Consider the following 18,841-nt stretch of genomic DNA (forward strand, 5'->3'; position numbering starts at 1 on the left):
GGTAACGGGTGGCATCAGTGTGATGCCACCCGGCTGACATAATCTGACGAAAACTGATTTTTCTTGACATAATGAGTGTCTTTATTTCGCCCATAGTGTTAATTACCGCCATTTAACGTTGACAACTTTCCCGCCAGAAATATCTCATTCAGTAATATTGGTCATTTCGCCATAGTTTTATTCAACCTTTTCATCCCGGAAATTAAAATTTATAGAAGCGTAAGGACGATTGCTTTTATATTTCATAATGTGGATGCTTATTTCAGATTATGTCACCATGAAATCCACATTATGTTATTACGTAATACACCTCATCAGTTTGGACTGGTTGCTGTGCTATTGCACTGGTCAATGGCGCTGGCGATTTATGCCATGTTTGCGCTGGGACTCTGGATGGTTGGCCTGGGCTACTATGACAGTTGGTATCACGACGCGCCGGAAATCCATAAAAGTATTGGCGTCATTCTGATGCTGACGCTGATTATTCGCCTGCTGTGGCGCGTTATTTCACCGCCGCCAAAGCCGCTGAGCAGCTATTCCCCGCTGGTGCGCCTCAGTTCAGTCGTGGCGCACCTGCTCCTTTATACCCTGCTGCTGGCCATTCTGATCAGTGGCTATCTCATCTCTACCGCCGATGGCAAACCCATCGCTGTATTTAACTGGTTTACGCTGCCCGCGCTGTTCAGCGGCGCAGGCGAACAGGCAGACCTGGCAGGCGACATTCATCTCTGGCTGGCCTGGACGGTTGTGGTCCTGTCGGGACTGCATGGTCTGGCTGCGCTAAAGCATCACGTTATTGATCGCGATATCACCCTAAAACGGATGTCAGGTTTCCGTCTCCCCTTACCCTCTGAAAAGGATAAATAATATGTTTAAGAAGACCTTGCTGGCGATGACCGGTGCCAGCCTGCTGCTCGGCTCAATGACTGCCGGTGCCGCAGACTATAAGATTGATAAAGAGGGCCAGCACGCCTTTATTCAATTCCGCATTCAGCATCTCGGTTACAGCTGGCTCTATGGCACCTTCAAAGATTTTGACGGCAGCTTTACCTTCGATGAGAAGAACCCGGCCGCAGATAAAGTTGACGTGACCATCAACACCAGCAGCGTTGACACCAATCATGCAGAGCGTGACAAGCACCTGCGTAGCGCTGACTTCCTGAACAGCAGCAAAAACCCACAGGCAACGTTCAAATCCACAGCAGTGAAGAAAGAGGGTGATGAGCTGAAGATTACCGGCGATCTCACGCTGAATGGCGTGACTAAACCGGTGACGCTGGAGGCAAAAATGCTGGGTGAAGGCAAAGACCCGTGGGGCGGCTACCGCGCTGGTTTTGAAGCCGAGGGAGAAATTACACTGAAAGATTTTAACATTACCAAAGATCTGGGGCCAGCTTCGCAAAAGGTGGAGCTGATGATCTCGGTTGAAGGTGTGCGCCAGTAAAACAGCAAGCCGCCTGAAGCTGACTTCAGGCGGCCACGCTTATTTCTTCACTGGCGACGGAATGGTCATGTTTAACAGGCCACGCGACTTGTTAAAGATCTTGTTGCCATTCTCACGTCCCGCCCGACGAGCGCGCTGCTCCTCCGGTGAGAGTTTCGCTTCTTCCTGACAGATCGGACTACAGCAGTTCTCAAATTTCTCTGCGCAGCTTTTGCACTGGATAAACAGCAGATGACAGCCGTCATTCACGCAATTGACATGGGTATCACAGGGTTCGCCGCACTGATGACAGTTCGACAGCACGTCGTCAGAGATCCGCTCACCCATCCGCTCATCAAACACAAAGTTTTTGCCTTTGAAGCGAACCGGTAGTCCCTGTTCACGGGCGCGTCGGGCATACTCGATGATGCCGCCTTCAATGTGGTAAACATCCTCGAAGCCGTTATGCCGCATCCAGGCGCTCGCCTTTTCACAGCGGATCCCGCCGGTGCAGTACATGACGATCTTTTTGTCTTTCTGATCCTGCAACATATCAACCGCCATCGGCAGCTGATCGCGGAAGGTATCAGCAGGTACTTCCAGCGCATTATCGAAGCGGCCCACTTCATATTCGTAGTGGTTACGCATGTCAACGAACAGGGCGTCAGGATCGTCCAGCATGGCGTTAACTTCTGCCGCTTTAAGATACTGACCCACGTCGCTGGCATCAAAACTGGCGTCATCGATACCATCCGCGACAATGCGATCGCGCACTTTAAGGCGCAATACCCAGAATGATTTTCCATCATCATCCAGCGCAATATTCATTCGCAGGTTGTTCAGCGCCGGATCAAAGCCATACAGCCACTCTTTCATCTTTTCATACTGGCTGGCGGGCACGCTGATCTGTGCATTAATACCTTCGTGCGCGACATAGACGCGGCCAAAGACCTTGAGTGACGTCAGGCCAAGGTAGAGCGCATCGCGGAATGCTTTAGGGTCGGCAATCTGGAAATATTTATAAAAAGAGACTGTGGTACGCGGCTCAGTTTCAGCCAGCATGCGCGCCTTCAGCTCTTTATTGGAAACGAGGTTATGTAACACTGGCATGGTGTTCTTTCCTGTTATCAATAGGAGAAATTTAGCGGGCACATGATACCTGATTTCACCGGGATGCAAAGACCAGTCTCGGAATCAGGCACGGGTTGCTGTTTTTTCCGGCACTATCTGACTATTTAACAGCAGCCTGCAGTAGCCTGTTCTGTCAGTGATATTTATACGCACGATAAAAACTGGCACAATGTCGTAAATCAATGAGATATCAGCACTGCATGGTGCGCGACGCAGGAAAATTAATCTTCACATGACTCAGTTGCCTCAGTTTTCACGAGAACTGCTTCACCCGCGCTATTGGCTGACCTGGCTGGGTGTCGCTTCTCTTTATCTTTTAGTGCTACTTCCTTATCCCCTGCTTTATGTGCTCGGCTGCAATATTGGTCGTATTGGGATGCGTTTTATGACGCGACGCGTCAGTATCGCCCGACGTAATCTGGAATTAACATTCCCTGATATGCCGGTTAACGAACGCGAAGCGATGGTTAAGCACAATTTTGAATCAGTCGGCATGGGGTTGATTGAGACCGGTATGGCGTGGTTCTGGCCAGACTGGCGCATCAACAAATGGCATAAGCCTTCGGGTCTGGAGCATATCCAGCAGGCGCGAGATAGTCAGCGTGGCGTGCTGCTCATCGGCATGCACTTTCTGACGCTGGAGATTGGTGCACGCATGTTTGGCATCCATAATCCTGGCATTGGTGTCTACCGCCCCAATGACAATAAACTGATCGACTGGCTGCAGGTAAAAGGTCGGATGCGGTCAAATAAAAGCATGATCGACCGTAAAGATCTTAAAGGCATGATCCGCGCACTGAAGCACGGTGACATCATCTGGTACGCACCCGATCATGATTATGGCCCGCGTAGCAGCGTCTTTGTGCCCTTTTTCGCTGTAGAAAAAGCAGCCACGACGGTGGGCACTCATCTGCTGATCCGCACCGGTAAACCGGCGGTTATCCCCTTTGTGCCGCGTCGTCTGCCCGACGGCCGGGGTTATGAACTGATGATACTGCCTGACATCAGCGCCGAATTTACGCTGGAAAGCGATGAAGTGACCGCCGCCAGGATGAATAAAGTGGTCGAAGAGGGCGTCCTGTTGGCTCCCGAACAGTACATGTGGCTCCACCGCCGCTTTAAAACACGCCCTGAAGGCGAGCCTTCACGTTATTAATCAGTGCGCGCTAAATGTCCGCCGGGCATTTAGCGCGTTTCTGACCCGACATCCTGCTAAATAAATCAGTTACTCAGCACAGAAGAATCCTTTCAGCCATATTTCAGAGCCAGCGATGAGTATGGGACTCTAACCGGAATATAATTTCTTTCTGATTACCGTTAAACTCGCTAACCAATTAATTCACCGCAAAGCGCTGCATGCTCACTTTAGCTTTTTATTAATTAATATTGCAGCGATCTCTGTTTAATTTTATCTGGCGCTATTTATTCCGTCTTCCAGGCCTAATCCTATTTAGCCGACCTTAATGATATCCCTGCGCTTATGAATCAACAAAAATTAACTTATTTTACAAACGATTAGTCAGTTAATCTGGCTTATATTCCATTTTTTATTTTTTTAACGTACTGATAGATCGTTATGGAATTTGAAGTCGTTTGTGCTTATCGGTAATTTCATTTGTAACAGTCAGACCTTTAATAGACCTGGCTAAAACTATAAAAAAGACAATACACAGCAACCTCTAACGGGACAGATGATATGAACAAAGGTCTCTACTATTACGTTACTATCGGCACCGATCAGGATAATTATCATTTTCTCCATCGAAAAGGGTGCAAACGCCTGCCAGATAAAGAAGAGCTGATATTTATCGGCACCTTATATAATCTGAGCCAGGCACTTTCGATCGCCAGAATTAATTTTAAGAAAGTGAAGCCCTGTATAAAATGTTGTATCCGCTACTCCGCACCGGTGATTCATGAGTCTGTTCAACCCGTCCTGCACTTTCCACAAAAGATGATTTGACCCAGGCTGGCGGAAAATGGCTTATTTCCCGCCAGTTGCAACGCCCTGCCCTTTCCCTCCCTCAGATTTCGTCTATCCTTCACTGAAATCAAAATAATCCGTAGTTAATGAACCCGTAAGGAGAAGAGCGATGAGCATGTACAGTACGTTAGAGGAAGCGATTGATGCTGCACGTGAGGAGTTCCTCGCTAACAACCCTGAAGTGGATGAAGAAGAAGCTTCGATCGGTCAGTTTGGTCTGCAGAAATATGTGATGCAGGATGGCGATATCATGTGGCAGGCTGAGTTCCTGGCAGATGAAGGTGATGCGGGTGAATGTCTGCCTTTCCGCAGTGGCGAAGGCGCACAGGCTATTTTTGATGCTGACTTTGATGAAGTGGAGCTGCGTCAGGAGTGGTTAGCGGAAAATACGCTGCATGAGTGGGATGATGGCGAATTCCAGCTGGAGCCGCCGCTTGACACCGAAGAGGGTGAAGCTGCGGCACAAGAGTGGGAGGATGATAACAGCGACTCCGATCGCAGTTATTCGTAAGGACCGTGACTGGCATCCACCGGTAATAACAGGGTGTCCACCACCAGTGACAGCGGCAGATCAAGGATGGTCAGAACCCGCCACCCGCTGTCACGCACATCCCACTGCACGCCGGGATAATACTGATTACCGTGCCCCTGTCCGGGCACGGTACGGCTGATAATACTGCCGCATCCGCTTAAACAGAGCACAGCCGCAATGATAACGCCTGCCTTAAATAACCCTTTCACCACTGATATCCGCCCTGATTAACCGTTTAAATCGTCACACGCTGCCTGCGATGACGCCAGCACTCAATTTATCATCCTGATGCTGTTTTAATCCGATAAAAAAAGCGGCATCGCTGCCGCTTTTTCAGATTACGCGTTTTTTGCCAGCGCGTGAGGGTTAAGCGTGAGTTTCTGATAACTCTCTACCCACTGATGATACTTGTCCGCATTTTCCCACAGTCGGGTATGAACACGGGCCAGCACCACCGGATCGCTGATCAACTGCAAACGCTGCTCGCGACCCAGTTTATCCGGAGCATCGCTCAGCGCCTGATCGACACGGCGATCGCGGGCATAGTCCAGTAACTGACTCTGCTTATGACGTGATGTCGCCAGTGCCGTTGCCAGCGCGTTAAAGGCGGGATGGAACAGGGCATGCATAAAGCCATTTTCCAGCGCGCGTTCGCGGTTCAGCAGCACGTAGCGGTCGGTATCCACCAGTTCCTGCGGCGGCGAGTACTCTTCCGGGATCAGGAACAGCTTCGCTCGCTTGCTTTTGAGGCCCAATGTTGCGCGGCTCGACATGACCGAGACAAACGGCGACAGGATCAGTGAGAAGACAATCGGTGCCAGCCACCACAGGAAGTTAAGATCCAGCAGTCCCATACCAATTGCCCATACCAGGCCCAATGCCATCTGTGAACCGTGACGTTTAAACGCTTCGCTCCACGGCGTCGCATCGTCATCACGCTGTGGAGAGTTCCAGACGACTTCCCAGCCAAGGAAAGCACTGGCCACAAACACCGTGTGGAACAGCATGCGCACCGGTGCCAGTAGCACCGAGAACAGCGTTTCCAGCACCAGTGATGCCAGCAGACGCAGTGGACCACCGTAGGCCTTAGAGCCTTTAAACCAGATCAGCACCACACTCAGCATCTTCGGCAGGAACAGAAGCACCATCGTGGTCGAGAAGAGCGCTATGGCCAGCTCGGGACGCCACTGTGGCCAGACCGGGAACAGCTGCCTGGGTTGCAGGAAGTAGGTCGGTTCCATCAGCGTATGCACCACCTGTAAGGCAGTGGAGAGCGCCAGGAACATGAACCACAGCGGAGCCGACAGGTAAGACATGACACCGGTCAGGAACACCGCACGGTGAACCGGGTGCATCCCTTTTACCAGGAACAGGCGGAAGTTCATCAGGTTGCCGTGACACCAGCGGCGATCACGCTTCAGCTCATCCAGCAGGTTCGGTGGCAGCTCTTCATAGGAACCCGGCAGGTCATAGGCAATCCAGACGCCCCAGCCGGCACGACGCATCAGCGCGGCTTCAACGAAGTCATGCGACATGATTGAACCGGCAAAGGAGCCTTCACCCGGTAACGGGGCCAGCGCGCAGTGCTCAATAAAGGGTTTCACGCGGATAATGGCGTTGTGACCCCAGTAGTGAGACTCGCCCAACTGCCAGAAGTGCAGACCAGCAGTAAATAACGGACCGTAGACGCGGGTTGCGAACTGCTGACAGCGCGCATAAAGCGTATCCATACCCGAGGCTTTCGGCGACGACTGGATGATACCGGCATTCGGATTCGCATCCATCATGCGTACCAGACCGGTGAGACACTCACCGCTCATGACGCTATCGGCATCCAGCACCACCATGTAGCTGTAGTTGCTGCCCCAGCGACGGCAGAAGTCATCAATGTTACCGCTTTTACGCTTCACACGACGACGGCGACGGCGATAGAAGATCTTGCCTGCCCCGCCGACGTCACGGACCAGTTCCATCCAGGCTTTCTGTTCGGCAACGGCGATATCCGCATCGTAGCTGTCACTGAGGATGTAGACGTCAAAGTGCTCTGCGTTACCGGTGCGAACCACAGACTCCCAGGTCGCACGCAGACCGGCGTAAACACGCTCTACGTCTTCATTACAGATCGGCATAATCAGCGCGGTGCGATGCGCCGGATTCAGCGGCTCATCCCCGACTGTGGAGTAGGAGATGCTGTATTTATCGCGCCCGATCAGCAGCTGCAGGAAGCCCATCAGGGCGGTCCAGAAACCGGCTGACACCCAGCAGAACAGAATGGCAAACAGGAACAGGATGCCGGTCTGCAGCACATACGGCAGGATCTGCATCACTGACTGCTGCCAGTTCTGGTTGATCATCTCCATCGGGTCCAGCAGCGTCCAGCCCTGATAGGGCAGAATGCTTTTCATGTACCAGGTGGCAACCACGGTCTGGAAAAGGGTCAGGATCAGCAGGATGTAGCGGCGAATCGAACCGACATGACGCCACTTCTCTTCAGCACGCTGCTCTTCCGCATTGGCATAACGCGGCACCGATTTGTGACCACGCAGTGAGTCCCAGGCACGGGCAACCGGGTTGGTACGCCAGGCTTCCGGGAACATCAGTGAGCGTTTAACCTTCGGCATCGCTTTCAGCGTGGTACGGTCAAGATAATCTTTACCCAACTGCTGGCCGTCGGCCAGCGAATCGGGCCAGGCCATTTCGACCCGCGATGAGACCGATTTTAACGGCGCATCGTCGGGGCGATCACTGGCTGCGACATCCCTGCCCAGCGCATCATGGATGAAGTGGAACTCGCCGGCATTCTGCAATGAGACGCTCAGGCGGGCCTTCCCTGCCGCATCCAGCGGCAGAGATTCCACATAACGTTGAGGTGTAAAAGTGGATTTATTCATTGGCAGGTAACTGATAGCTCCAGGTTTCCGTCAATGTCTTGTCGCCGCTTACCAGGGCCGCACGCATTTCGGTGGACTGTTTGGCATCTTTTACACGCAGACGCAACACCAGACGCCAGCCTTTGGTGACCGGGTTATAACGTACGCTCTGCTCGACCACATCAGCATTTTTGCCGACGCTGACCTGCGGTGCCACCTGGCTGTTTTCCGCCATCTTACTCATGTCTTTACCCACGAAGTCGATGGTGAAAGCCACGGTGCCATCCGGCTGACGCACGAGATTAGACTGCTTCACGTCACCCGCTGAACGGAGGGTGTTTTTGACCCAGGCCGTATCGTCGGAGTGCAGCTGGTTTTCATCGCGTGAGAAGTGCAGACGATATTTGAAGTTCATCTCTTTGCCAGGCTCTGGCAGCGTCTCTGGCGTCCAGAACGCAACGATGTTGTCGTTGGTTTCGTCGGCCGTCGGGATTTCAACCAGTTCGACCCGGCCTTTACCCCAGTCGCCGATTGGCTCAACCCAGCCGCTTGGACGCAGATCATAGCGGTCATCAAGATCCTGATAGTTGTTAAAGTCACGCCCGCGCTGCAGCAGACCAAAGCCTTTTGGATTCTCGATAGTATAGGTGCTCACCGCCAGATGACGCGGGTTATTCAGCGGACGCCAAATCCACTCCCCGTTGCCATTGTGGATTGAGAGACCGTCAGAGTCGTGCAGAGCCGGACGGAAGTTGTTCACCGTAGATGGCTGGTTCTGCCCGAACAGGAACATACTGGTCAGCGGCGCAATACCCAGTTTGCCAACGTTATCACGCAGGTAGACTTTTGACTGCACATCAACGGTTGACGCCTCACCCGGATGCAGCACAAAGCGATACGCACCCGCCGCGCGCGGCGAATCGAGCAGTGCATAGATCACCAGCTGTTTGTCCTGTGGTTTCGGACGCTGAATCCAGAACTCTTTGAAACGCGGGAACTCTTCACCAGACGGCAGCGCCGTATCGATGGCAAGTCCACGCGCCGACAGGCCATAAACCTGACCGGCACCGATCACCCGGAAGTAGCTGGCACCCAGGAAGCTGGCGATCTCATCGTTTTTACCCTTGTTGTTCAGGGGATAAAGGACTTTGAAACCGGCAAAACCGAGGTTTTTCACCGCATCCGCGTCATGTTTTACATTACCGAAATTAAAATAATCGGGGTTGTATTTAATCTCGCGCACCGCGCTGGCGGTCACTTCGTTAATCTGCACCGGGGTATCGAAGTACATGCCCTGATGATAGAACTCCAGCTTGAATGGCGTGCGCAGTTTGCCCCAATACGCTTTATCGTGGTTAAACTGGATCTGCTGATAATCAGCAAATTTCATTTCACGAAATTGAGAGGGTAAATTGCTTTTAGGCGCTTCGAAGCTTTTCCCTGCCAACGCTTTGGCTTGTTTTGCAACATCATCGATATTAAACGCCCAACTGTTATTAGCGTACAACGCCAGCAGAACTGCAGTACCAATCCAGCGTACCTTCATCAGTCCGGCTTTATTTTTTTCTTTAGTCAGCACATCCCCCCCTTTCGTGTGCTTAAATCAAACCCGTTTATCTTAAAGGATTATTCGGTTTTCCGACAGCTTATGCGCAACATTGTTCCCGCATTTAGTCAGGCTTAACGCTACTTTTAGGACAATTAGACACTACGGATTCCACTGATAGTATACCCGGTTTATCCCAGGTAGAATTTTGCCCGAGCATAATCCGGTTTCAGGGTGAAACTGGCCAAACGTACTAACGAACTGGAACTTTATGAGTACTGTAAAACCTGAACGTGAATACTTCCTCGACTCCATCCGCGCATATCTGATGTTACTGGGGGTGCCGTTTCACGTTTCCCTCATCTACTCAGCACAGAAATGGGCAGTAAACAGCCAGGAGGCCTCGGTATGGCTGACGCTGCTGAATGATTTTATTCATGCGTTTCGTATGCAGGTCTTTTTTGTCATCTCGGGTTACTTCTCCTACATGCTGTATCTGCGCTATCAGCCGCGTCGTTTCCTGAAGGTGCGTCTGGAGCGTGTCGGGATCCCCATGCTCACCGCCGTGCCGCTGATTACGCTGCCGCAATTTTTCATGCTGAAAGCCTGGACAGATAAGCTGGCAGACTGGCCCCGCTTCACCCCCTATCAGAAGTTTAATAACCTGATGTGGGAGCTGATTTCGCACCTGTGGTTTCTGGTGGTGCTGGTGATGCTGACCACGCTGGGTATGGTGACGTTTCGCTGGCTGCGCGACCAGCACCGCGCCATAGACTACACGCGGGTCGGCTGGGGTACGCTGACGGTGGGTGTACTGGCCTGGGCCCTGCTCTGGTGTGTGTTCCGCCGTCTGGTGTTTATCTTCCAGCCCGCCTGGCTGATGGATGGTCTGTTCAATATCATCGTGATGCAGACGCTCTTCTACCTGCCCTTCTTTATGCTGGGCGCACTGGCGTGGAAGCATCCGCCGCTGAAAGCGCTGTTTGTGCGGTTTAATCCGGTGATGTGGATAGGTGCAGTGCTGATGTTTGTCGCTTACTGCACAAACCAGCGTATGAGCAGTGGTGATGGCTGGCTGTATGAGCTGGATGCGCTGATTACCACGCTGATGGGGCTCTGCATGCTTAATGTCTGCTTCTGCTTTGGTCATAAGCTGTTGAATGCCCATTCACCACGCATTATGTATCTGGTTAATGCGTCGCTGTTTATCTATCTGGTGCATCATCCGCTGACGCTGCTGTATGGCATTTATGTCACGCCGCGCATCGAAAACAACACGCTGGGCTTCTTCGTTGGCCTGCTGATGGTGTTTGGCATCGCCTTTCTGCTGTATGAGATCCACCTGCGCATTCCACTGCTGCGCTTCCTGTTCTCAGGGAAGTTTGAGCGCAAACAGGTCGGACAAGGGCATTGATGGTGTTATATACAGACAGCACAAAAACTTAAAGCGATGGGAGCAAACGCCAGTAGCAAAGCATAGCGGGCCATGGACAAAAACGCCGGGAGCGTTTTTGAACAACGCAACGCGTTGGCCCGGCAACGGGCGCACCTCAGGGATGAGGTGCGTAATCGCCCGCGCTGAGCCCGCCAGGGATGGCGGGTTTTGCGTCTTTGCGAAGGGCGTATGCTCCCTGAGCCCGCGCAGGGTCCATCCTGGATCTTAAAGCAGCCACTCAATCGGCAGTCGCCACACTAACCGCACCTGCAGCCGTTGCCACCAGGAGCAGCCCGGCTCGTGTTTATGCACGATCTGTTGCGGCTCATCGGGATACTCCAGCCAGTTGACTCTTCCCCATTTATCCAGCCGCAGCGTCCATGCCCGATCACGCATCGACTGGCTGAAGCGCTGATGCGTTTCTCCGGCCAGCGCCGCACTCTCGATAACCAGTCCCATCTCGGTATTCAGCACCGCTGAACGGGGATCGAAGTTAAACGAGCCGATAAACAGCGTCTGTTGATCCACCGAAAAGGTTTTCGCATGCAGGCTGGAGCCAGAGTTACCGGTTAATCCCCGGTCGTGCGGGGCTTCAGGGACGCCCGCCTGCGGTTTCAGTTCATAGAGCGCAATGCCGTGGCGCAGCAACTTTTTACGCCATTTGGCGTACCCGGCATGAACAATCGACACATCGTTGGCTGCCAGCGAGTTGGTCAGAATGGCAATTTTCACCCTTTTGCGCTTCAGCGCCAGCAACTGGGCGACGCCTGCGCGGGTTGGTACAAAGTAGGCAGAGATGATGTCGAACTGCTCCTGCGGCGTGCCAATCACCTCCAGCATCCGCTGCGGCAGCAGGCTTCTGGCGCGCGCTTTACCCAGCCCTTTACGCGGATCGTCACTCAGCAGGCGCGCTTTTGCCCAGGTCAGCGCCAGCGTACCCTCTTCCAGCTCCTGCAGCAGCGATGAATTTTCCAGCCGCTGCAGATAGCGCTGTACCGGCTCACTGTGACGCCATTCTGCTGGCAGACTCACACTGTCCTCTTCCGGCGTCTCATCATCCAGCACCTTCTGCAGCGGGGATACCGGCTTACTATGCCAGTAGCGTTCAAAATCCTCTGCAACCTCTTTCACTACCGGGCCTATCGCCATCACGTCGAGATCGGCAAACAGCGGTTCATTACCGGTGCCGAAATATTCGTCGCCGACATTGCGGCCGCCGACTACGGTCGTCACGCCATCCACCGTAAAGCTTTTGTTATGCATGCGGCGGTTCAGACGGGCAAAATCGGTGAGATAGCCCAGTGCTCGCAGGGTGCGAAATGAGAATGGATTAAACAGCCGGACCTCAATATTGGGATGGCGATTAAGCTGGGCCAGCGTATCGTCCAGGCCCGGCGTATTATTATCATCCAGCAACAGCCGTACCTTCACGCCGCGTCGGGCTGCCTCCAGTACGGCGCTGAACAGCAGTCGGCCCGAGAGATCGTTTTGCCAGATGTAATACTGAATATCGAGTGAACACTCCGCTTTCTGCATCAGCAGATAACGGGCAGCAAAGGCATCCAGCCCATCGCTCAACTGATGGACACCGCTCAGCCCTGGGTGGCGCTGACACTGAGGCTCCAGCCGTGTTTCCAGCCAGCTGGTCTGTTCTGATGGCTGCGAGAGCTCAAACGCTTCGGTCATGAAAATTCCCTGTAAAGTGCAGTTATTTTTATTATTCCCCGGCACGGCGTCTGACGCCATACCTCTGCGCCGATTGAGTGAGCGGTCATGGGCGTTTTTTAGTCTAGACTTAACCGGACGATCTGTGACCGGCATTTGTCCGGCAGGAGAGGAATATGTCCCATCAATCCCTTACAGATGCCCGCCAGCGCTACCATCCCAGCCTGTTTCGCAGCTTTTTCCAGGGCAGTTTCCCCTGCTCCACCGCCTGCCGTACGCCAGGGAAACGGCTGGATATGGTGATCAGCAGCGGACACGATATGCTGCTGGAAAAAGATTATGCCGCACTGGCTGAGCAGCATCTGCTCACCGCCCGCGACGGTGCGCGCTGGCATCTGATTGAAAAGATTCCAGGTCATTATGACTGGCAGAGCTTTCTGCCCATGGTTGATGCCGCACGACGTCAGCAGATGGAGATTATCTGGGAGCTGGCGCACTTCGGTTATCCCGATCATCTTAATATCTGGAAAGCCGAATTTGTTGATCATTTTAGCCGGTTCGCCCGCGCGATGGCGCAACTGATGCGCGACCAGGGCATTGAGCGCCCCTTCTTTACGCCGGTGAATCAAATCTCATTCTGGTCATGGGCTGGTGCGGATGTCGCCTGGTTTAATCCTCATGCCGCACAGCGTGGTAAAGAGCTGAAGCGCCAGCTGGTCCGTGCCTCGCTGGCGGCGATTCATGCGATTCGTGAAGTCTATCCGGAGGCACGCTTTGTGCTGACCGACCCGCTGGTTCAGATTGCCCATCATCCCGATAACCCGGACAGCAAGCCTTATGCCGATGCGCATCATCAGGCGCAGTTTGAAGCCTGGGATATGCTGGCTGGCCGCGTTGATAAGGAGTTAGGCGGCAGTGAAGATTGCCTGGATATCCTCGGTCTGAACTACTATCCCGACAACCACTGGTTTTTTCCCGATCAGCCGATGCTACAGGATGATCCGGTGCGCGAGCCGCTGCATATTCTGCTGGCGCAGTGCTGGCAGCGCTTCCGGCGCCCGATGCTGATTGCCGAAACCGGCGCAGAGGGTGACTCGCGTGCGCCCTGGCTGCAGGAGGTCAGTGAGAACGTGGCGGTGGCGCTGGATCAGGGCATTGCGGTGGAGGGTATTTCGCTCTATCCCGTGGTGGAGTATCCCGCCTGGGCAGATGATCGGCGTTCGCCAGGTCCGCTGCTGGGACTCGCCGATCCTAATGGCAACCGAAACCTGCATGAGGCGTTAGCGCTGGTGTTGCGCAGTCAGCAGATTAAGTTTGCGACGCGTAATCAGACAGGCTGAGACGGTAGCTTTTTGGGATGACAGGACTGAACGTCGAGCGTGGGGTCGGCAGGATGACGAACGTCGGTCAGCCAGACCATCGTAAACAGGAACGTCACCCCGATCAGGCAGGCAGCCAGTAAACCGATAATTGCGATTAATTTATCATCTCCGGAGTCCATCGCCTTCTCCTTATTGAGTCCGTTGGAGCCCCTGTGTGCGTCAGCTCATCCAGAGCGTAATCATCAGCACAAAGATTATAAGCGTTACCGAGGTCACCGCAAGCACCACTATCGCAAAGTGCGCATCGTCAAGTGACTGGCGAATTGGCTCATCCTGATCGTCGGGCGGCAAGGGCAAAGACATAACTATCCTGTGAAAAATAGGGAGTCGCCGGACGTGATGCGGCAGGTGACAGTGTAAATGAAAGGCTTATTGCCGTCCGGTTCTTTCGTCCGAAAAATAAACCAGCCCGTGTCATTCCGGAATCAGAGCCTGCCAGTCGCCCCGTGAGTAAGCGAGTTTCATCGTTACACTCTTTTCGTCATTGGCCGGCAGGTTGCTGGCAATCTTTATACTCAAAACATCTGCCGACAGATCATGGCAACCGCGCGTACATGAGTGAGCGGCCAGGGCTGCCAGTCGTAACTGGATATCCAGATCGAGACGGGCAGTCCAGCGACTAAAGCGATGATGAATCTCGCCCTGCCCCGACGAAGTCACAGAAGACGATCCCAACTGCAAAACTCTGGCGGCGGCTGGATCGGCCAGGTTAATTACGGTGTGGCAGCGGGCGTCCAGCCACCGCCCAGCGCACGGTAGAGGTCGATCTGCGCCAGCAGCAGGTTATTTTTGACCGTCACCCGATTGAGCTGGGTGGAAAACAGGGTACGCTGCGCATCCAGTTCATCCAGATACGAGGCGTAACCGTTCTGATAGCGATTGCGGGCAATGCGCAGCGCCTCCGTTACATAGGCTTCCTGCTTTTGCAGTGCCTGGAGCTGTTCCTCACCCCGTCTGATGGCATCAATGGCATCGCTGACTTCCGAAAAGGCGTTGCGCACCACTTTTTCGTAGCCATAAAGTGCCTGATTGCGTGTCGCCATGGAGACATCCACCTGCGCCGTCAGCGCTTCACGGTTCAGCAGCGGTGCGAGAATGCTGCCACCCACGCTCCACAGCCGGAACGGGTCATCCGCCAGCTGATGCAGCACCGAACTCTGCAGGGTACCGGTGGCGGTGAGGTTCAGACCTGGCAACAGCTTCGCCCGCGACGATGCCAGGCTCGCATCTGCGGCCAGTAACTGACGCTGTGCCTGCACAATGTCCGGACGGCGATTAAGCAGCTCTGAGGGCAGCAGTGACGGCATTTGCTGCGGTAAGATCTGGTCGAACTGCTGGCGACGGGCGATGCTGCGCGGATTCATGCCCACCAGGATGCTCAGCGCATTCTCCTGCTGGGTGATCTGATGCTGCAGCTGCGGCATCTGCGCTCTGGCTGATTGATATTCCGAGGCGGCCTGCATCCACTCCAGTCTGGAGGTGTAGCCGGTTTCAAACTGACGCTGTGCCAGCTTCAGGGAGTTGTTGCGCGTCGCCAGCGTCGCCTCCGTCACCCGCAGCTGCTCATCCAGCGCACAGAGGTTAAGATATCCTGACGCCACCGAACTGGCGATGGTCAGCCCGGCCGCAGATGCGGCAGCCTGCTGCGCCGCTAAGGTCGCCTGTGCGGCCGAAATGCTACTGCTGCGCGCCCCCCAGAGATCGACCTCATAGTTTGCCTGTAATAAGCCCTGGAAAACATCGGTTTCATACGGCTGGCCCGTTACTGACGAAAGCGTGCGCTCGCGGGTCGCAGCAACCCCGGCGCTCAGGGTCGGAAAGTTATCGCCCTGCGTGGCGCGTAGCTGGGCGCGATACTGATCAACCCGGGATCGCGCCGTGAGAATATCGGGATTATTACGCAGCGCCTGCGTCACCAGCCGGTTGAGATATTCATCATGAAACGCACGCCACCACTCTGCTTCCGGTGCCGCCGTTGGCCCGACACTGTTGCGCCAGGCTTCGGGGATCGGCAGAGAGGCCGGTGCCTTTTCAACCTGCGTGGCGCAGCCTGTCAGTGCCAGCGTCAGCGCGCTGACCAGTAAGCCGCGTCGCATCATGGCGCGGCCTCAGCAGCGGGCTGAGCGGCGGTGTCGATGTTAACTTCAACTGACATCCCTGGACGCAACTGATGCATATCCTGATCGTTGATGCGGATGCGAACCGGAATACGCTGTGCGATTTTAACGAAGTTGCCGGTAGCGTTATCGGGCGAAATGGCGCTGAACTCCGAACCGGCGGCCGGTGAGATAAATTCCACCTGCCCGTTGAAGCGTTTGCCATCCAGCGCATCGACCCGAATCGTCACCGGCAGGCCGGGACGAATATTGGCCAGCTGGGTCTCTTTCAGATTCGCGATGATCCATTTGTGATTCGGGACCACCGAGGTCAGGCGCGTTCCCGCCGTGACATAGGCACCGGTGCGAACCGACAACTGACCGAGCTGGCCATCGTCGGGCGCGGTAATGCGGGTATTGGCCAGATCGATCTCAGCCAGTTCCAGCGCGGCGCGAGCGCTCCCGACATCGCCTTCAAGCGCATCACGGTTAACGATGACAGTTTGCAGGTTCTGCCGGGCGACAGCGATCTGTGCGGCAGCCTGACGCACCTGGGCCTGGGCCTGGGCATTGGCGGCTCGGGCAGCGTCACGCTCGCGCACTGACAGCGATCCATCTGCCGTAAGATTTTCAACACGCTTCAGATCAAAACCGCTTTTCAGCGCCTGGGCTTTGGCATTCTCCAGCGCCGCTTTGTTGCTCTGGATAGTTGCTTCGGCACTGCGCCGCTGCTGCAGATTATTGTTGAGTGCCGCCTGCTTCATCGCCAGCTGCGCCTGCGCCTGATGCACCCGCTGGCGATAGATACGGTCGTCAATCGTCATCAGCAGCTGCCCTTTTTTCACCGGCTGCAGGTCAATCACCTCTACCGACGTGAGATAGCCATTAACCTGCGGACTGATAAAGGTGACCTGACCGCGCACATAGGCGTTTTCGGTACTTTGTATGGCGCTGGTGAAGGGCCAGAGTTGCCAGGCGTAGAGAATAACCAGTACGCCAATCACCACAATGCCGCTGCCTGCGGCAATAGAAAGAATACGGCGGCGATTCGCGCGCTCGCGTTCCGCCGCCTGAAGCTCATCCTGCTGACTCATTGTTTCTCCGTTGATTCCTGTAACGCGGCCAGCTGTTGCTGCTCACGCAGGTTAAATTGCGCCTGACGCCAGTCAAGATAGCGACGTCGGGTTAAACGCCAGATCACCCACATCAGCGTGACCAGGGCCAGCGCGGCAGTTAACAGGTAGGTGTCGTTATAAGCGAGCACGTTGGCCTGCAGCGTGGCAACCGTCTGTAACTGGCTGGTGCTCTGCGCGCTGCGCAGAACATCGTCACCCACCAGCGAATTAAACAGCGCATTGTACTGGCTGAGCCGCTCAGTAACATTGGGATCGAGCAGTGAGAGCTGATCGCCCAGCAGACTGGAGTGATATTTTTCCCGCCAGACCTGAAAGGTGCCCAGAATCGCCGAGCCGATGAGTCCGCCCAGGTTCTGACTCATACCAAACAGCACCACAAAACTCACCAGATTTTTCGGCTGCGTGACCACGCTGCCAATACCCATCAGCATGGCGGGTGCCATGAAAAATGCGCTGCTGAAGCCCAGCAGAAACTGGCTGAAATACATCTCGGGCCCACGGGTCAGCGGACTGGATTGCGCATCCATCAGCGAGGCGATAATCATCACCACCAGCGAGGCGACAATCGGCCAGTTAAGATGTGCGGGCTTGATGGTCAGCGCACTGGCAGCGATACCCACGATAACCCCGGCCATGATTGCCAATGCCAGACCGCGCATCTGATCGTTCTGCAGGCCGATCTGCTGCAAAAAGCCGACCGCACCGGTGTTCTGCTCCGCCAGTACAATTCGGATCATGATCATCACAATGCCCAGCCGCACCATCATGCCGCTGCTCAGCCAGCGGGTATTAATCAGCGGGTTGCGCCGGTTATGCTCAATGACGATCGCCGCGACAATCAGTGTCAGGGCAATCGCGGTACAGATACCGAGCCAGGGCGTGGTAAACCACCACTCAATACGGCCCAGCGTCAGTACACCGCACAACAGCGCCATGCCGGGCGCCAGCAGGATAAAGGTGACGAAGTCCATCTTCTCAAACGTTTTGATGCGATCGCCCGGCGGCAGTTTCACCAGCAGAACCCCACCGAGCGCAATCAGCGCCAGACCGAGTTCAAAAAGATAGAGACCGCGCCACTCGTTGAGCTGCAGTAATTCCGATGAGAATAAGCGGGCCAGCGGGATAGCCAGCTGCGAGACCGTCAGGCCTATCACCAGCGCTTTCAGCCTGTGTTTCGCGGGCCAGGCCTGTACCTGGTAGTAGATACCCAGCGAGCTGAGCGCCGCAGCCACCATGCCGTGGGCCGTGCGCACAACGATTGCCGAGCTGAGGTCGTTAGCGAAAAGATGAAAGAACGCCACCAGCACATATAGCACCAGAAACGCTTCGGTAAAGACGCGCAGGCCAAACTGCTGACGGAACTTCACCAGCAGCAGGTTGATCGAGATATTACCCATTACGTAGACCGCAGGCAGCCAGGCAATCTCATTCGACCAGGCCCCAAAGGTGCCCTGCAGATTAACCAGATTTGCTGTGACCAGCGCGTTACTTAGCGCACCCGTCAACGAGATCAGTAAGCCAATCAGACCAAACGCCAGACGTTTTGGCATCGGATGCAGCGGGGTCGAGGGCGAACCCGGCAGCATCGGTTTTTCATGCGGCAACCACTCGCGGACAGCGTAGGGATTTCGCTTTGCCACT

17 protein-coding genes are annotated in these 18,841 nt (G+C 54.6%); 7 read left to right on the forward strand and 10 right to left on the reverse strand.

What is annotated here, in order from left to right; translation table 11 throughout:
• The first annotated feature begins 291 nt into the window (after positions 1-291).
• Both F3I20_RS03990 and F3I20_RS03995 read left to right on the forward strand, forming a co-directional pair.
• Positions 292-867, forward strand: coding sequence for a cytochrome b (locus F3I20_RS03990; protein ID WP_150009767.1), 576 nt, complete (start codon positions 292-294; stop codon positions 865-867).
• A gap of 1 nt (position 868) precedes the next feature.
• A complete protein-coding gene (locus F3I20_RS03995; RefSeq protein ID WP_098050975.1) occupies positions 869-1,444 on the forward strand; it encodes a YceI family protein in 576 nt (191 codons plus the stop codon).
• Between the two features lie 39 nt (positions 1,445-1,483).
• On the opposite strand, the gene trhO is transcribed toward F3I20_RS03995, so the two are convergent.
• On the reverse strand, positions 1,484-2,533 hold the full coding sequence (gene trhO, locus F3I20_RS04000) for an oxygen-dependent tRNA uridine(34) hydroxylase TrhO (RefSeq protein ID WP_150009771.1): 1,050 nt from the start codon (positions 2,531-2,533) through the stop codon (positions 1,484-1,486).
• 253 nt (positions 2,534-2,786) lie between these two features.
• On the opposite strand from trhO, the gene F3I20_RS04005 reads away from it, so the two are divergent.
• The 3 genes from F3I20_RS04005 (at position 2,787) to F3I20_RS04015 (ending at position 5,049) form a co-directional block, all read left to right on the forward strand.
• The gene (locus tag F3I20_RS04005) at positions 2,787-3,710 is read left to right on the forward strand and encodes a Kdo(2)-lipid IV(A) acyltransferase (RefSeq protein WP_150009773.1); all 924 of its coding nucleotides are present in this window, start codon (positions 2,787-2,789) and stop codon (positions 3,708-3,710) included.
• Positions 3,711-4,250: 540 nt separating this feature from the next.
• Positions 4,251-4,517, forward strand: coding sequence for a hypothetical protein (locus F3I20_RS04010; protein ID WP_033784541.1), 267 nt, complete (start codon positions 4,251-4,253; stop codon positions 4,515-4,517).
• A 130-nt stretch (positions 4,518-4,647) separates the two neighbouring features.
• Complete coding sequence (locus tag F3I20_RS04015; protein ID WP_013357421.1) at positions 4,648-5,049, forward strand: MysB family protein; 402 nt, start codon at positions 4,648-4,650, stop codon at positions 5,047-5,049.
• On the opposite strand, the gene F3I20_RS04020 is transcribed toward F3I20_RS04015, so the two are convergent.
• The 3 genes from F3I20_RS04020 to F3I20_RS04030 all read right to left on the reverse strand — a co-directional run bounded on the left by F3I20_RS04020 (position 5,040) and on the right by F3I20_RS04030 (position 9,489).
• Positions 5,040-5,252, reverse strand: a complete 213-nt coding sequence (locus tag F3I20_RS04020; protein ID WP_190285892.1) for a YceK/YidQ family lipoprotein — start codon at positions 5,250-5,252, stop codon at positions 5,040-5,042. The genes F3I20_RS04015 and F3I20_RS04020 overlap by 10 nt on opposite strands.
• Positions 5,253-5,408: 156 nt before the next feature.
• Complete coding sequence (mdoH, locus tag F3I20_RS04025) at positions 5,409-7,961, reverse strand: glucans biosynthesis glucosyltransferase MdoH (protein ID WP_150009777.1); 2,553 nt, start codon at positions 7,959-7,961, stop codon at positions 5,409-5,411.
• A complete protein-coding gene (locus tag F3I20_RS04030) occupies positions 7,954-9,489 on the reverse strand; it encodes a glucan biosynthesis protein G (protein WP_190285891.1) in 1,536 nt (511 codons plus the stop codon). The genes mdoH and F3I20_RS04030 overlap by 8 nt, the downstream gene beginning before the upstream one ends.
• A gap of 268 nt (positions 9,490-9,757) precedes the next feature.
• On the opposite strand from F3I20_RS04030, the gene mdoC reads away from it, so the two are divergent.
• A complete protein-coding gene (gene mdoC / locus F3I20_RS04035; RefSeq protein WP_150037740.1) occupies positions 9,758-10,900 on the forward strand; it encodes a glucans biosynthesis protein MdoC in 1,143 nt (380 codons plus the stop codon).
• 246 nt (positions 10,901-11,146) lie between these two features.
• Here mdoC and F3I20_RS04040 read toward each other — a convergent pair whose 3' ends face one another.
• On the reverse strand, positions 11,147-12,607 hold the full coding sequence (locus F3I20_RS04040) for a phospholipase D family protein (RefSeq protein ID WP_150037739.1): 1,461 nt from the start codon (positions 12,605-12,607) through the stop codon (positions 11,147-11,149).
• A gap of 155 nt (positions 12,608-12,762) precedes the next feature.
• Between F3I20_RS04040 and F3I20_RS04045 the strand changes: the two genes are divergently transcribed.
• The gene (locus tag F3I20_RS04045; protein WP_150009783.1) at positions 12,763-13,926 is read left to right on the forward strand and encodes a beta-glucosidase; all 1,164 of its coding nucleotides are present in this window, start codon (positions 12,763-12,765) and stop codon (positions 13,924-13,926) included.
• On the opposite strand, the gene F3I20_RS23845 is transcribed toward F3I20_RS04045, so the two are convergent.
• The 5 genes from F3I20_RS23845 to F3I20_RS04065 form a co-directional block, all read right to left on the reverse strand.
• Positions 13,914-14,087: a hypothetical protein gene (locus F3I20_RS23845; RefSeq protein WP_190285885.1), complete on the reverse strand. Its 174-nt coding sequence runs from the start codon at positions 14,085-14,087 to the stop codon at positions 13,914-13,916. The two genes, F3I20_RS04045 and F3I20_RS23845, sit on opposite strands and share 13 nt — an antisense overlap.
• Before the next feature lie 40 nt (positions 14,088-14,127).
• Positions 14,128-14,271 (reverse strand): hypothetical protein, encoded by a 144-nt coding sequence (locus tag F3I20_RS23850; protein WP_167498268.1) that lies wholly within the window; start codon positions 14,269-14,271, stop codon positions 14,128-14,130.
• Between the two features lie 410 nt (positions 14,272-14,681).
• Entirely contained in the window at positions 14,682-16,064 is a 1,383-nt protein-coding gene (locus F3I20_RS04055) for an efflux transporter outer membrane subunit (protein ID WP_150009931.1), read from the reverse strand.
• Positions 16,064-17,158 (reverse strand): HlyD family secretion protein, encoded by a 1,095-nt coding sequence (locus F3I20_RS04060; RefSeq protein WP_150009787.1) that lies wholly within the window; start codon positions 17,156-17,158, stop codon positions 16,064-16,066. Before F3I20_RS04060 ends, F3I20_RS04055 begins: the two co-directional genes overlap by 1 nt.
• A complete protein-coding gene (locus tag F3I20_RS04065) occupies positions 17,155-18,840 on the reverse strand; it encodes an MFS transporter (protein WP_150009789.1) in 1,686 nt (561 codons plus the stop codon). Before F3I20_RS04065 ends, F3I20_RS04060 begins: the two co-directional genes overlap by 4 nt.
• Between the last annotated feature and the right edge of the window lies 1 nt (position 18,841).

The organism is Candidatus Pantoea gossypiicola, assembly GCF_008632075.1.
Taxonomy (GTDB): Bacteria; Pseudomonadota; Gammaproteobacteria; order Enterobacterales; family Enterobacteriaceae; genus Pantoea; species Pantoea gossypiicola.

Coding starts and splice junctions, on each gene's coding strand:
- F3I20_RS04015 (WP_013357421.1), top strand. CDS start 4,648: ATGAGCATGTACAGTACGTTAGAGGAAGCGATTGATGCTGCACGTGAG.
- F3I20_RS23845 (WP_190285885.1), bottom strand. CDS start 14,087: ATGGACTCCGGAGATGATAAATTAATCGCAATTATCGGTTTACTGGCT.
- trhO (WP_150009771.1), bottom strand. CDS start 2,533: ATGCCAGTGTTACATAACCTCGTTTCCAATAAAGAGCTGAAGGCGCGC.
- F3I20_RS04010 (WP_033784541.1), top strand. CDS start 4,251: ATGAACAAAGGTCTCTACTATTACGTTACTATCGGCACCGATCAGGAT.
- F3I20_RS04045 (WP_150009783.1), top strand. CDS start 12,763: ATGTCCCATCAATCCCTTACAGATGCCCGCCAGCGCTACCATCCCAGC.
- F3I20_RS04040 (WP_150037739.1), bottom strand. CDS start 12,607: ATGACCGAAGCGTTTGAGCTCTCGCAGCCATCAGAACAGACCAGCTGG.
- F3I20_RS23850 (WP_167498268.1), bottom strand. CDS start 14,271: ATGTCTTTGCCCTTGCCGCCCGACGATCAGGATGAGCCAATTCGCCAG.
- F3I20_RS04060 (WP_150009787.1), bottom strand. CDS start 17,158: ATGAGTCAGCAGGATGAGCTTCAGGCGGCGGAACGCGAGCGCGCGAAT.
- F3I20_RS04055 (WP_150009931.1), bottom strand. CDS start 16,064: ATGCGACGCGGCTTACTGGTCAGCGCGCTGACGCTGGCACTGACAGGC.
- mdoH (WP_150009777.1), bottom strand. CDS start 7,961: ATGAATAAATCCACTTTTACACCTCAACGTTATGTGGAATCTCTGCCG.
- F3I20_RS03990 (WP_150009767.1), top strand. CDS start 292: ATGTTATTACGTAATACACCTCATCAGTTTGGACTGGTTGCTGTGCTA.
- F3I20_RS04005 (WP_150009773.1), top strand. CDS start 2,787: ATGACTCAGTTGCCTCAGTTTTCACGAGAACTGCTTCACCCGCGCTAT.
- F3I20_RS03995 (WP_098050975.1), top strand. CDS start 869: ATGTTTAAGAAGACCTTGCTGGCGATGACCGGTGCCAGCCTGCTGCTC.
- mdoC (WP_150037740.1), top strand. CDS start 9,758: ATGAGTACTGTAAAACCTGAACGTGAATACTTCCTCGACTCCATCCGC.